At 50.9% G+C, this 12658-nt stretch carries 11 protein-coding genes and 4 tRNA genes; 13 read left to right on the top strand and 2 right to left on the bottom strand.

Features of this window, described 5'->3' with window-relative positions; translation table 11 throughout:
• Positions 1-189 precede the first annotated feature (189 nt).
• Complete coding sequence (locus DUD43_RS18900) at positions 190-1248, top strand: metallophosphoesterase (RefSeq protein ID WP_153231471.1); 1059 nt, start codon at positions 190-192, stop codon at positions 1246-1248.
• A 601-nt stretch (positions 1249-1849) separates the two neighbouring features.
• On the opposite strand, the gene DUD43_RS18895 is transcribed toward DUD43_RS18900, so the two are convergent.
• A complete protein-coding gene (locus DUD43_RS18895; protein ID WP_153231470.1) occupies positions 1850-2209 on the bottom strand; it encodes a hypothetical protein in 360 nt (119 codons plus the stop codon).
• 207 nt (positions 2210-2416) lie between these two features.
• Entirely contained in the window at positions 2417-3589 is a 1173-nt protein-coding gene (locus DUD43_RS18890) for a methionine aminotransferase (RefSeq protein ID WP_153231469.1), read from the bottom strand.
• An 891-nt stretch (positions 3590-4480) separates the two neighbouring features.
• Here DUD43_RS18890 and mnmG point away from each other — a divergent pair.
• The 12 genes from mnmG to rplK all read left to right on the top strand — a co-directional run bounded on the left by mnmG (position 4481) and on the right by rplK (position 12656).
• Positions 4481-6397, top strand: coding sequence for a tRNA uridine-5-carboxymethylaminomethyl(34) synthesis enzyme MnmG (gene mnmG / locus DUD43_RS18885; RefSeq protein WP_153231468.1), 1917 nt, complete (start codon positions 4481-4483; stop codon positions 6395-6397).
• The gene (gene rsmG, locus DUD43_RS18880) at positions 6394-7065 is read left to right on the top strand and encodes a 16S rRNA (guanine(527)-N(7))-methyltransferase RsmG (RefSeq protein ID WP_153231467.1); all 672 of its coding nucleotides are present in this window, start codon (positions 6394-6396) and stop codon (positions 7063-7065) included. Before mnmG ends, rsmG begins: the two co-directional genes overlap by 4 nt.
• A 2-nt stretch (positions 7066-7067) precedes the next feature.
• A complete protein-coding gene (locus tag DUD43_RS18875) occupies positions 7068-7883 on the top strand; it encodes a ParA family protein (RefSeq protein WP_153231466.1) in 816 nt (271 codons plus the stop codon).
• Between the two features lie 29 nt (positions 7884-7912).
• Positions 7913-8851 (top strand): ParB/RepB/Spo0J family partition protein, encoded by a 939-nt coding sequence (locus DUD43_RS18870; protein ID WP_153231465.1) that lies wholly within the window; start codon positions 7913-7915, stop codon positions 8849-8851.
• 599 nt (positions 8852-9450) lie between these two features.
• Positions 9451-9537, top strand: a tRNA-Tyr gene (locus DUD43_RS18865).
• A gap of 56 nt (positions 9538-9593) precedes the next feature.
• A tRNA-Gly gene (locus DUD43_RS18860) sits at positions 9594-9667 on the top strand.
• A 38-nt stretch (positions 9668-9705) separates the two neighbouring features.
• Positions 9706-9780 (top strand) — tRNA-Thr (locus tag DUD43_RS18855).
• 43 nt (positions 9781-9823) lie between these two features.
• Positions 9824-11014 (top strand): elongation factor Tu, encoded by a 1191-nt coding sequence (gene tuf / locus DUD43_RS18850; RefSeq protein ID WP_153231464.1) that lies wholly within the window; start codon positions 9824-9826, stop codon positions 11012-11014.
• Between the two features lie 95 nt (positions 11015-11109).
• Positions 11110-11185 (top strand) — tRNA-Trp (locus tag DUD43_RS18845).
• A 45-nt stretch (positions 11186-11230) separates the two neighbouring features.
• Positions 11231-11611 carry a preprotein translocase subunit SecE gene (gene secE, locus DUD43_RS18840; RefSeq protein ID WP_009464327.1) on the top strand — a complete coding sequence of 127 codons (381 nt, stop codon included), beginning with the start codon at positions 11231-11233 and terminating at the stop codon, positions 11609-11611.
• Between the two features lie 9 nt (positions 11612-11620).
• Entirely contained in the window at positions 11621-12154 is a 534-nt protein-coding gene (nusG, locus tag DUD43_RS18835; RefSeq protein ID WP_009464325.1) for a transcription termination/antitermination protein NusG, read from the top strand.
• A 67-nt stretch (positions 12155-12221) separates the two neighbouring features.
• Positions 12222-12656 (top strand): 50S ribosomal protein L11, encoded by a 435-nt coding sequence (gene rplK / locus DUD43_RS18830; RefSeq protein WP_009464323.1) that lies wholly within the window; start codon positions 12222-12224, stop codon positions 12654-12656.
• Positions 12657-12658: the final 2 nt, after the last annotated feature.

The following is a 12658-nucleotide window of genomic DNA, read 5'->3' as shown; positions in this document are numbered from 1 at the left end:
TGTCTTTCCAGACCTCAAATTTTGTCCAGTTTCGGTCCACCGACTCCATTGGGGTGGTGCACAGGTAAAAGTGGTCAATAAGATGCTGAAATTAAAGGTAAATTTCTATCTATGCCACTTATCCACAGACACCCATTATCCATTACCAGTTATATATATAGTTATTGTTAAATAAAGATCTCTTCACCCATGCCCAACTTTCTTGTACAGCCTTTACCTGCTGGTTCTTTAGACATCATCGGTGATGTACATGGAGAGCTTCAAGCCTTGCAACAACTGATCCAAAACTTGGGTTACCAGGAAGATGGATCTCATCCGGAGCAACGTAGCCTGATATTCGTGGGAGATTATTGTGATCGAGGTCCAAACAGCCCTGCTGTAATTGAATACCTTAAGTCCTTGATAAATAATAATAAAGCAAAAGGAATATTAGGTAATCATGAAATCAATCTACTGATAGACGATGCGAAAGATGGATCAGGATGGTATTTTGATCAGCGATATCAGTCAGATTTAAAGAATTACTCGCCATTCAAGCGTGCAAAACCTCAAAATAAAGACGAAATCCGAAAGTTTTTAAGCTCACTACCCATTGCATTGGAAAGAAATGACCTCAGAATTGTGCATGCCGCCTGGAATAATCCAGCTATTGATGCAATTAGATCGGTAAAAAGCGAAGATTTTCTTGATTTTTTCTTTGAATGTGAGCGTAAAGCTGATACTTATGCAGAAACAAAAGGAATTCTGAATAAATATCTGGCTGCAAAACAAGAATGGAAAGAAAAAATTGAAGATCCAAAGACCCTGATGCCTTTATTGCAGGCCTACATTGACTACGATTTGGTCAAAAATGACTTCAACCCCATCCGTTTGCTGACTTCCGGAACCGAAGGTCCCGCGGATCGCCCGTTTTTTGCTGGCAACCGTTGGCGTTTTTCCGACCGTACCCCCTGGTGGAACAGCTACCAGGACGATATTCCGGTCGTTTTTGGCCACTACTGGCGTCAGCTTTTTCCTCAACCAACAGCGAAAATGTCTAAATACTCCTTATTATTCAAGGATATAGATCCATTTTCCTGGCACGGTGCAAAGAAAAATACGTTTTGCGTGGACTTTTCCGTTGGAGCTCGTTGGCGCGATCGTCGCAAGGACCAGACGCCTGAAGACTCGGCTTTTCACCTGGCTGCTTTGCGTTGGCCAGAGAAAATCATCATGACGGACACCGGTTTTACGCAGCCAACCTGCTAAATCCGCTTTTCTTCCCGCTGTTACAATTTTCTTTTCTGTGGATAAGCTCTAGGAAGGGCATTGTGAACAGGGTGTGGATACATAAGGCATAAGTAGGTACTTCTTTGTGAAGTCTAAAAGTTGTACCTAAACCATCCACCGGTAAGCGTTAGATCTATCCCCGGAAAAAAAACCGCTAAGCTCTTGTTTTATCATTGCTAAAGACACTTGTTCGACTTATCAACAGGGCTCCATCCAATAATTCTAATAAAAGATTTAAGTGCTTGTTATATAAGATAAGTTCAACTCCCTGCAAGCCAGGTCCCTGCCCTTTGCAAGCCAAAAGTTCTCGACTAAGATGCAGTCCATGAACAAAAATCACGATCTCGCTCAACGCTGGCTTATGCGGCTTTTGCATACAGAAATTTGAGCCGCAAAGGCTGAAAATAAATTTTCAGAACCGTGCAAGATCGACTTTGTCGTCTGTTCCCTGGGTTTTCTTTCAATATGAGAAAAACTCAAGAAAAGGACCAGGCTGGCAAAAGAGGGGAGTTCTACCTGGACGACGTGTTTGGCCAAGAATTTGCTATGGCTGCAGGGATTGCTGCGCCTGGAGCTTGTACTAGGTCAATCCTGTTTGAATTTTTGACTTATCCACATTTTGTGGGTAAAGCGTGTGCTGGTGCATGCACGAATCCTGCTGCGCCTGAAAAGGCTTGCTGAACTGTGTATTTTCACAGTTGGAAAGTATGTTCAAGGCCTGGAATGTTGAAATAAGTCCTTGTTTTATATCTATATTTTTTGTGGTTTTAACTTTGAGGTCAGTTTTTTTGCTGGCTACAGGAGCGGAAACAGGAAAGCCGCTGAGCTGACTAGATTTTTCTTTTATCAAAGGAAAAGAAGCGATAACTGGGCAAAAAATCAGGTTTACCCCCAAAGTTATCAACAGGACAGCACGAAGAGGCCGAATTAGCTGTTTCACGCTTGGTGTCTTGTGGATCACAAGATGCGGGTTTTGTTGGTTGAGGTCGGTGTTCTGCGCCTCGCATGAGGCGTGTTGTTTTACATGGCCCTTGTGGAGCTTCTGTGGCAGATATAGGCAAGATTGCGGCCACCGCACTTGTCCACAAAAATCAGGACGAAAAAAAACCGCCTGACGGCGGTTTGATAAAGGCAGGAAGAAAGGCCTTTAGACCTTTTTCAGGCGTTCAATGGCCTGATCCAGGGTGTTGGCCTGCTTGGCAAAGCAAAAACGCAGCAAACGATGGTTAGCCTGCTCAGAATTGGGATTCAGGTAGAAGGCAGAGACGGGGATCGCGCCTACGCCGTAGTTCTGGTTCAAATGCTTGGCAAACTCCAGCTCGGACAATTCCGAAATGTTTTCATAGCTGGCCAGCAGGAAAAAAGTCCCTTCACTGGGCATAGGTGTGAAACGGGTGTTCTGCAGACCTTGATGCAAATGATCGCGCTTTTCCTGGTAGAAAGCGGGCAAGCTCTCCCAGGTAGCAGGATCCTGCATATAGGTGGCTAAACCGGCCTGTAAGGGGCTGGGAACGGTAAAAACGGTGTATTGGTGGACCTTGCGGATTTCCGTGCTGAGACTGGCAGGAGCACAGCAATAGCCTACTTTCCAACCTGTGGCGTGGAAGGTCTTGCCAAAGGAAGAAACGATCACTGCTCGTTCTGCCAGGCGAGGGCGGGTAGCAAGGCTTAGATGCTCTTTCTGATCGAAGGTCAGGTGTTCATAGACCTCGTCGGACAAGATGATCAGGGAAGGGTGCTTTTCTACAATTTGCTCCAAAGCATCCAGATCCTGGGGCTGCAAGATGGTGCAGGTCGGGTTGTGCGGGAAGTTGATTACCAGCATACGGGTCTTGCCGGTAATGGCTTGCTCCACACGGTCCCAGTCGACGCGGTAGTAGGGCACAGCCTCACTAGGCGCTGTCATGGGGACGGCAACAGGAATACCGCCGGCCAGCTCGATAGCGGGGATATACAGGTCGTAGAAGGGCTCAATCACGACGACTTCATCACCTGCATGCACAAAGGCCTGGAAACTGGCCATCAAAGCCTCAGTGGCACCACTGGTAACGGTAATTTCCGTATCCACGTTGTAAAGGCGGGCATAACGAGCCTGCGTCTTGCTGGCAATAGCGGCTCGCAGGGCAGGATAGCCGGCCATGGCAGGATATTGGTTGATGCCATCCAGCATGGCCTGGTGTACAGCCTCGATCAGAGCCGGATCCGGATTGAAGTCTGGAAAGCCCTGGCCCAGGTTAATGGCCTTGTGTTCAAGCGCCAGCTGGCTCATGGTGGTAAAGATGGTGGTGCCCACAGAAGGGAGCTTGGATGTAATCTGCATGGGTCTACTGATATGAATAATAAAAATGCACCCGCGCTTCAGAGTTGAGCAAAAAGTTGGGTGGTGAAGTATCAGACAAATTCTTGTCGAAAATACCATAGATTCCACATGGATCTGTTGATCGTGGAACCGATCGCTCAGGACAGTTTTTTACATTGATATAGCTGCTGCCTATATAGGGTTAAAGCGCCGCTTTTCCTGCTGTCCGTTTTTCTTCTCCAGCTACTTCGCTACGGATGCCTGTTAGAGCTGCGGGAATTTTTTTGGTCAAACTTGTGTCCTAAACTCGGCTTCCTGATAAGGAACCAGGTTTCAAGACGGGCTTCAAGGTACTGCTGGTTTTTCAAAGTATCTGTCTCATCACAGGCAAGTTCTGCGCTGTCTGAGCGCGCTCTCTTTTTGCGCATAGGACATTTTTTACCTGCAGCCAAAGTAGCCAGATTAAAAAAACGAAGCCTTATATTTTCTCCAGGCCAGCGGAAATTTCCTTATCGCCAGACTGTTGGGCAGTATTCCTGTTCATCAGGCAGTATTTCTTTTTATTGCTCTGTTATCCACAATTTTGCTGCCTGCTTGGGCTGCTTTTATCCACCTGCCATGGGGTACCCGCTTAGATAGCCACTTTTAGGGGATTTAAGAGTGATAAGCGCGCCTTTTATGGCTTCGCTCCCTGGGGGATTCTGACTAAAAAAAATCTTTGGAAGCGCAGCTTGTACCCCATAGGGTAGCCTGGGGATAAAAAACGGCCTGTTTCTCCACAAAGTTATCCACAGTGGTATTTACGCAAAAAACTGTGTTCCACGTGGAACAGATGTTGGTTCCATGTGTTTCACGTGGAACATACACCGCTGGTAATCGTATAATTGGTTTTTACTTTTTAGCTGTTCTGACATGATTTATCCCGAAGAGTTTGACGTTATTGTCATAGGCGGCGGACATGCTGGTACCGAAGCGGCTTTAGCGGCAGCTCGAACCGGCGTGTCTACCCTGTTACTGACCCACAATATGGATACCCTGGGGCAGATGTCTTGCAACCCTTCTATCGGGGGGATTGGCAAAGGGCATCTGGTTAAAGAGGTTGACGCCCTGGGCGGGGCAATGGCTTTGGCAACCGACCATGCCGGTATTCAATTCCGTACCCTGAATAGTTCCAAAGGCCCAGCCGTGCGCGCCACTCGTGCCCAGGCGGACCGGTCTTTGTACCGCAAGGCTATTCGTGAGGTTCTGCAGAACCAACCCAACTTGATGGTGTTCCAGCAGTCAGTCGAAGACTTGATTGTGGAAGGTGATCGGGTGGTGGGTGCCGTGACCAAAATTGGCTTGGAGTTCAAAGCCAAGTCCGTGGTTCTGACAGCAGGTACCTTTTTGAATGGGCTGGTCCATGTCGGCCTGAATAATTATTCTGCAGGCCGGGCAGGGGATCCTCCGTCCATTAGCCTGGCGCATCGCCTGCGGGAACTGCAATTGCCACAAGGGCGATTGAAGACAGGGACCCCTCCGCGTATTGATGCCAACACCATCGACTTTTCCCGTCTGGAAGTTCAGCCCGGCGATAGTGATCCGATTCCGGTGTTCTCTTATATGGGTGATGTTTCCATGCATCCCCAACAGATGCCGTGCTGGATTACGCACACTAACGAGCGTACTCACGACATTATTCGCTCGGGCTTGGATCGCTCGCCCATGTATAGCGACCAGGGCACTATCGAGGGCATTGGCCCGCGTTACTGCCCGTCGATCGAAGACAAGATTCATCGCTTTGCGGACAAGAGCAGTCACCAGGTGTTTTTGGAGCCTGAAGGCTTGAGCACGACCGAGATCTACCCGAACGGTGTCTCGACCAGCTTGCCTTTCGATATCCAATTGGCTATGGTGCGCAGCCTGCCTGGTTTGGAAAATGCCCGCATCATGCGTCCGGGCTACGCGATTGAGTACGATTATTTCGATCCTCGATCCTTGTACCCTACGCTGGAAACCAAACAGATTCGTGGCTTGTTCTTTGCTGGCCAGATCAATGGCACAACGGGTTACGAAGAAGCAGCTGCTCAGGGCTTGTTGGCCGGGGTGAACGCCGCTCGTTTGGCACAAGAGAAAGAGCAGTGGTACCCACGCCGCAACGAGGCTTATCTGGGTGTGCTGGTAGACGACTTGATTACCCGTGGGGTGACCGAGCCTTACCGCATGTTTACCTCCCGTGCCGAATATCGTTTGAGCCTGCGGGAAGACAATGCAGACCAGCGACTGACTGAAATTGGTCGTGAATTGGGCCTGGTGGATGATGCTCGTTGGGATCATTTCAATCGCAAGCGCGATGCAGTCGCACGTGAAATCGAGCGTTTGAAGGGTACCTGGGTGAACCCCCGCAACTTGCCTGCCGAACAGGCAAACGCACTGTTAGGTAAAAACATCGAACGGGAATACTCCTTCTTCGATTTGCTCAAGCGGCCCGAAGTGGACTATGCAAAGCTGATGGCTGTGCTGAATGATCAAGGTACGCCCGTAGCAGGTCCAGGCTTGGAAGATCCGGTGCATGTTGAGCAGGTGGAAATTCAGGTGAAGTATGCGGGCTATGTGGCGCGTCAGCAGGACGAGGTGACTCGTCAGGCAGCTCTGGAAGAGCAAGCCATTCCAGAGGATCTGGATTACGACGACATCAAAGGATTGTCGATTGAAGTGCGTCAACGCTTGAAGGCGGCCAAGCCTTTAACCATTGGCCAGGCCGGACGTGTTCAGGGTGTGACACCTGCGGCGGTTTCTTTATTGTTGGTACACCTGAAGCGTAAGCAAAAAAACAAACAAACGGCATGAGCGATATTTTTTCAAAACGCCTGAATCAGGCCCTGCTGGATTTGGGCCTGGATCAGGACCCCGCCTTGGTGCGCAAGCTACTGGATTACATTAATCAGTTGCAGCGCTGGAACCGTACCTATAATCTGACCGCCCTGCGTGACCCAGATCAAATGCTGGTGCAACATATTTTTGATAGCCTGTCGATTGTCCGCCCGTTCCAGAACTATCTGGCCAGCAGCAATCGCTCGGCACAAGAATCGGTTCGGATTGTGGATGTAGGGTCAGGGGCTGGTTTGCCGGGTGTTGTTTTGGCAGCATCATGTTCCACGTGGAACATTACTTGCATTGATGCTGTTGAGAAAAAAATGGCATTTGTTCAACAAATGGTTGGGGCTTTGGCCTTACCCAATTTGTCGGCTATGCATGTGCGTGTAGAGCAGCAGGAACCCATGCAGGCAGATATTGTGGTTTCCCGAGCTTTTTCTTCGCTGCTTGATTTCGTAAATTTGGCAGGCAGGCATGTTCGCCTAGGTGGGCGCATTGCAGCTATGAAGGGTAAAGAACCTGATTTGGAAATAGCCGCATTGCAATCTGAAAGTAACTGGCAGGTCGAACGAATAGAATCATTAACCGTACCGGAGCTAGAGGCACAGCGTTGTCTAGTGTGGTTGGTGCAGCAAGGATAATCATGAGTAAAAACGACGAAAAATCTCCCCGTGCCTATGTGTTTTGTATTGCGAACCAAAAGGGCGGGGTGGGCAAGACGACCACTGCAATCAATTTGGCCGCTGCGCTTGCAGCATTGAAGAAAAAAGTTTTATTGATTGACCTGGATCCTCAGGGTAATGCCACCATGGGTAGTGGCATTGATAAAAACAGCCTGTCTGGTAATTTATACCAGGTGCTAATTGGCGATGAAAACATTGCTAACGTCAAGATACATTCAGAAACAGGTGGCTATGACGTCTTGCCTTCCAATAGGGAGCTGTCGGGCGCGGAAATCGACCTGATTCAGATGCAAGAGCGTGAGCAACAACTCAAACAGGCACTGGCACAGGTACTGGACGATTACGATTTCGTGCTGATTGACTGCCCACCTACCTTGTCGCTGCTAACGCTCAATGGCCTGGCCAGCGCGCACGGGGTCATCATCCCCATGCAGTGCGAGTACTTTGCACTGGAAGGGCTGTCGGATCTGGTCAATACGGTTAAGCGGGTCTATCGCAATATCAACCCGGATTTGCAGTTGATTGGTCTGCTGCGAGTGATGTTTGATGGTCGTGTTACCTTGCAGCAGCAAGTCTCCAATCAGATCGAGACACACTTTGGCGATAAGGTGTTCAAGACGGTTGTGCCACGTAATGTGCGTTTGGCTGAAGCGCCAAGCCACGGTATGCCAGGTATTGTCTACGACAAGAACTCCCGGGGCGCCAAGGCCTATATGGACTTTGGCAAAGAGCTGATCAAGCGCTTGAAGAAAGACTCCCGCAGCGATAAGGCGTAAGGCACACAAGAATCAATAGGAAAGTAAGCATGGCTACACGAAAACCAAAAGGTCTAGGTCGAGGCTTGGATGCCTTGCTCGGCGCAGACGCAGGCGCTATCGCAACTATAGGGAAAAAGGGCGAAGCGGCGGTGAGCGATGGCCCACCTTCCAACCTGCCCGTCAAACTGCTGAAGGCCGGGGTGTATCAGCCGCGTACTCGCATGGACGAGGGCGCCTTGAACGAGCTGGCCGAATCCATACGCGCACAAGGTGTGATGCAGCCTATTTTGGTGCGTCCCCTGTCGGGCAAGGATAAGGGCAAGTACGAGATCATCGCGGGTGAACGCCGTTTCCGTGCGTCGCAAATTGCCGGCCTGGAAGAAGTGCCCGTTCTGGTGCGCGAAGTAGGCGACGAGAACGCTGCCATCATGGCGCTGATCGAGAACATTCAGCGTGAAGATCTGAATCCGCTGGAAGAGGCGCAAGGTGTGAAGCGTCTGCTGGACGAGTTCGGTCTGACCCACGAGCAGGCCGCCCAGGCCATTGGTCGTTCGCGCTCGACCACCAGCAACCTGCTGCGTCTGATCAACCTGGCTGAGCCCGTACAGATCATGCTGCTGGCCGGTGACATCGACATGGGTCACGCCCGTGCCTTGCTGGCCATGGACGCTGCCCGCCAGATCATGCTGGCCAACGAGGTGATTGCCCGCCGTCTGTCGGTGCGTGAAACCGAGAAGCTGGTTGCCCGTGCCCTGCACGAGGATGACGAGCCTGCCAGCAAGCAGGCCCAGAGCAAGGCCAGCCGCAATGGCGACGTACAGCGCTTTGAAAAGGTGCTGTCCGACCACCTGGGTACCAAGGTGACCCTGAAGGTCGGTGCCAAGGACAAGGGCCAGCTGCAGATCGCTTTCCATGGCTGGGAGCATCTGAATGCCTTGCTGGAAAAGCAGGGCCTGTCGTCCTTGCTGGAGCAAACAGAGGATTAAGTCAGGTGCGCGCCACGCTGAAGGCGATGTGATTGCTGTAGAAAAGCCGACCTAAGGTCGGCTTTTTCTTTGCCATGAAGCATGGTTTGTGACTGGTCAGCATCTTGGAGCAAGAAAAAGAAGCGACTGGTGGAGGAAGACTTTGAAAAACTTCTGGAATGATGGGTTACTCCCCTAAAACTCCTCAGCTATCCAATCTTTTTTTGGCGGCAGCTCATGACTGCGTGATTTTCAGATTGCTTGCTTGTGCTCCAGTCAGTAGAAAACAGCACGATGAGGGTCTTGGGGAGGCAAGGGAGAGGTAGGGAAGAGGCCCGAAAGCCGGGCTAAAAGCAGAAAATCCGATTCGGTATCTTTTGCTTACAAAAATAAGCGCTGAAAATACGAAAAAATCTATGTGTTTACCCGCATTTCACCCTGATTTCCAGGTTTTGAATGCGCTCAAAAGCGGCATCCCCAGAGCCTGAAAATAGTGACAAAACCAGTAAGAAAAGCGTCCAAAATCAGGTTTTTCTAAAAATTTCATCGAATTATTAAGTTTTCTTCCCAAAAGGCTTGACGACTTCATAAAACATGTCCATAATTCGATTTTCGCTTCGGGTGGGATGTCCGAGTGGTTAAAGGAGGCAGACTGTAAATCTGTTGGCCCTGCGCCTACGTTGGTTCGAATCCAACTCCCACCACCAGCACTTTTCTAGAGTCAGCCAGCAAGGCGACTTTAGGAGAGGGTGAAGAAAAGTCTGCGGGTGTAGCTCAATGGTAGAGCAGAAGCCTTCCAAGCTTAAGACGAGGGTTCGATCCCCTTCACCCGCTCCAAGTAAAAAATCTTTAGCCACTCTCGGCTGAAGTTGAATGCCCATGTGGCTCAGTGGTAGAGCACTCCCTTGGTAAGGGAGAGGTCACGCGTTCGATCCGCGTCATGGGCACCACATCTCTCTTCTCTATATCGTTCTATCCCTTCAGGAGTCTGCCATGGCTAAAGGCAAGTTTGAACGGACTAAACCGCACGTCAACGTCGGTACTATCGGTCACGTTGACCACGGTAAAACCACTCTGACCGCTGCAATCTGCACGGTTCTGTCCAAGGCATACGGCGGCGAAGCACGCGATTACTCGCAGATCGACAACGCCCCTGAAGAAAAAGCACGTGGTATCACCATCAGCACGTCGCACGTTGAGTACGAAACGCCTAACCGTCACTACGCTCACGTTGACTGCCCCGGCCACGCTGACTACGTCAAGAACATGATTACTGGTGCTGCCCAGATGGACGGCGCTATCTTGGTTTGCTCGGCCGCTGACGGCCCAATGCCCCAGACTCGCGAGCACATCCTGCTGAGCCGTCAGGTTGGCGTTCCTTACATCATCGTGTTCCTGAACAAGGCCGACATGGTCGATGACGAAGAGCTGATCGAACTGGTTGAAATGGAAGTTCGCGAGCTGTTGTCCAAGTACGACTTCCCTGGCGACGACACCCCGATCATCAAGGGTTCGGCCAAACTGGCTCTGGAAGGCGACGAAGGCCCACTGGGCAGCCAAGCCGTTCTGGCTCTGGCCGAAGCGCTGGACAACTACATTCCTACGCCTGAGCGTGCTGTTGACGGTACGTTCCTGATGCCTGTTGAAGACGTGTTCTCGATCTCCGGCCGTGGTACGGTTGTGACCGGTCGTATTGAGCGCGGCATCATCAAAGTCGGCGAAGAAATCGAAATCGTGGGTATCAAAGACACGGTCAAGACCATTTGTACCGGCGTTGAAATGTTCCGCAAACTGCTGGACCAAGGCGAAGCTGGCGATAACGTCGGTCTGCTGCTGCGTGGTACCAAGCGTGAAGACGTGGAACGTGGTCAAGTTCTGGCCAAACCTGGTTCGATCAAGCCACACACTGACTTCGACGCCGAAGTGTACATTCTGTCCAAAGAAGAAGGTGGTCGTCACACTCCTTTCTTCAAGGGCTACCGTCCTCAGTTCTACTTCCGTACAACTGACGTGACCGGCACGATCGAGCTGCCAGAAGACAAGGAAATGGTTCTGCCAGGCGACAACATTTCGATGAAAGTGTCCCTGATCGCTCCTATCGCCATGGAAGAAGGTCTGCGCTTCGCTATTCGCGAAGGTGGCCGTACCGTTGGCGCTGGTGTCGTAGCCAAGATCCTGAAGTAAAAAAAGAGTAGTAATTTTGGGCGAAAGAGGTTAATATCCTCTTTTGCCTAAAAGCCAAACGTAGCAAAGTAGCGCGCTACGGTTTGTCAAGGTATAGGGGTATAGCTCAATTGGCAGAGCGTCGGTCTCCAAAACCGAAGGTTGAGGGTTCGATTCCTTCTGCCCCTGCCACCACAGTCACTCGCCACCATCTCGCGTGGCGTCACTCGTCGGAATATGTCGAATACCAACGTAGAAACCGTTAACCGAGGTTCCGAGCGCATCAAGCTGGGCCTAGCGGTCCTAGTCGTCGCCGCCGGTATTGTTGGCTATTCCGTTCTGGATGGCCAAAATTCACTGGTTCGCGCTGGGGTATTTGTAGCCAGCTTAATCGTCGCCGTATTGATCATCTGGTTTAGCGATACAGGCCGCCGCCTGGTCGCTTTTTCTCGTGATGCCTACACGGAAGTACGTCGCGTCCACTGGCCATCCCGTAAAGAAGCAACGCAAATGACGGGTATCGTCTTTGTGTTTGTTGCCGTTATGGCCATCTTGTTGTGGCTGATTGACAAAGGGCTCGGCTGGATCATTTATGGCCTGTTGCTGGGCTGGAAATAAAGGGCACACATGAGCAAACGCTGGTATGTGGTTCACGTTTATTCCGGCATGGAAAAAAGCGTGCACAAAGCTCTGGTGGAGCGCATTGAACGCGCTGATCTCCAAGAAGCGTTTGGTCGCATTCTGGTTCCATCGGAAGAAGTCGTTGAAGTAAAGAACGGCAAGAAATCAATTACAGAGCGACGTATTTACCCCGGTTACGTCCTGGTCGAGATGGCCTTGACCGACGAAACCTGGCACTTGGTAAAAAGTACGCCGCGAGTCACCGGCTTTTTGGGCGGTTCCGGTAACCGTCCCGCTCCTATCTCCGAGCGCGAAGTGGAAAAAATCCTGTCGCAAATGGAAGAGGGCGTTGAGAAGCCACGGCACAAAGTGCTGTTTGAGGTGGGCGAACTGGTACGCGTCAAGGACGGTCCGTTTGCAGACTTCAACGGTAACGTCGAAGAAGTTAACTACGAGAAAAACAAGGTTCGTGTCACCGTTACTATTTTCGGTCGCGCCACCCCCGTTGAACTCGATTTCGATCAAGTCGAAAAGACCTGATTAATTACAACCCCCGGGAAGCCTGCCGCATCATGTGTCAGGCGTCATCACCCGCAAGGAGCTAAGCATGGCGAAGAAAATCGTCGGCTTTATCAAGCTGCAAGTCCCAGCTGGTAAGGCAAACCCATCCCCTCCAATCGGTCCAGCGCTGGGTCAGCGCGGTCTGAACATCATGGAATTCTGCAAGGCGTTCAACGCCCAGACACAGGGTCTGGAACCCGGTCTGCCAATTCCTGTGGTGATCACCGCTTTTGCTGACAAGAGCTTCACGTTCATCATGAAGACTCCTCCAGCAACCATCCTGATCAAAAAGGCTGCTGGTATCAAATCCGGTTCTGCACGTCCTAACGTGGACAAGGTCGGTACGCTGACTCGTGCACAGGCTGAAGAAATCGCCAAGACCAAACAACCCGACCTGACCGCTGCCGATCTGGACGCCGCTGTGCGTACCATCGCTGGTAGCGCTCGCAGCATGGGCATCAACGTTGAAGGGGTGGTGTAAGT

This window comes from Alcaligenes faecalis (assembly GCF_009497775.1).
GTDB classification, from domain to species: Bacteria; Pseudomonadota; Gammaproteobacteria; order Burkholderiales; family Burkholderiaceae_B; genus Alcaligenes; species Alcaligenes faecalis_D.
Note: the sequence above shows the minus strand (reverse complement) of the source record. Positions and strands in the feature narration are given on the sequence as shown.

Excerpts from the sequence above, each read along its gene's own strand:
- DUD43_RS18900 (WP_153231471.1), top strand. The coding sequence starts at position 190 with ATGCCCAACTTTCTTGTACAGCCTTTACCTGCTGGTTCTTTAGACATC.
- DUD43_RS18890 (WP_153231469.1), bottom strand. The coding sequence starts at position 3,589 with ATGCAGATTACATCCAAGCTCCCTTCTGTGGGCACCACCATCTTTACC.
- mnmG (WP_153231468.1), top strand. The coding sequence starts at position 4,481 with ATGATTTATCCCGAAGAGTTTGACGTTATTGTCATAGGCGGCGGACAT.
- rsmG (WP_153231467.1), top strand. The coding sequence starts at position 6,394 with ATGAGCGATATTTTTTCAAAACGCCTGAATCAGGCCCTGCTGGATTTG.
- DUD43_RS18875 (WP_153231466.1), top strand. The coding sequence starts at position 7,068 with ATGAGTAAAAACGACGAAAAATCTCCCCGTGCCTATGTGTTTTGTATT.
- DUD43_RS18870 (WP_153231465.1), top strand. The coding sequence starts at position 7,913 with ATGGCTACACGAAAACCAAAAGGTCTAGGTCGAGGCTTGGATGCCTTG.
- tuf (WP_153231464.1), top strand. The coding sequence starts at position 9,824 with ATGGCTAAAGGCAAGTTTGAACGGACTAAACCGCACGTCAACGTCGGT.
- secE (WP_009464327.1), top strand. The coding sequence starts at position 11,231 with ATGTCGAATACCAACGTAGAAACCGTTAACCGAGGTTCCGAGCGCATC.
- nusG (WP_009464325.1), top strand. The coding sequence starts at position 11,621 with ATGAGCAAACGCTGGTATGTGGTTCACGTTTATTCCGGCATGGAAAAA.
- rplK (WP_009464323.1), top strand. The coding sequence starts at position 12,222 with ATGGCGAAGAAAATCGTCGGCTTTATCAAGCTGCAAGTCCCAGCTGGT.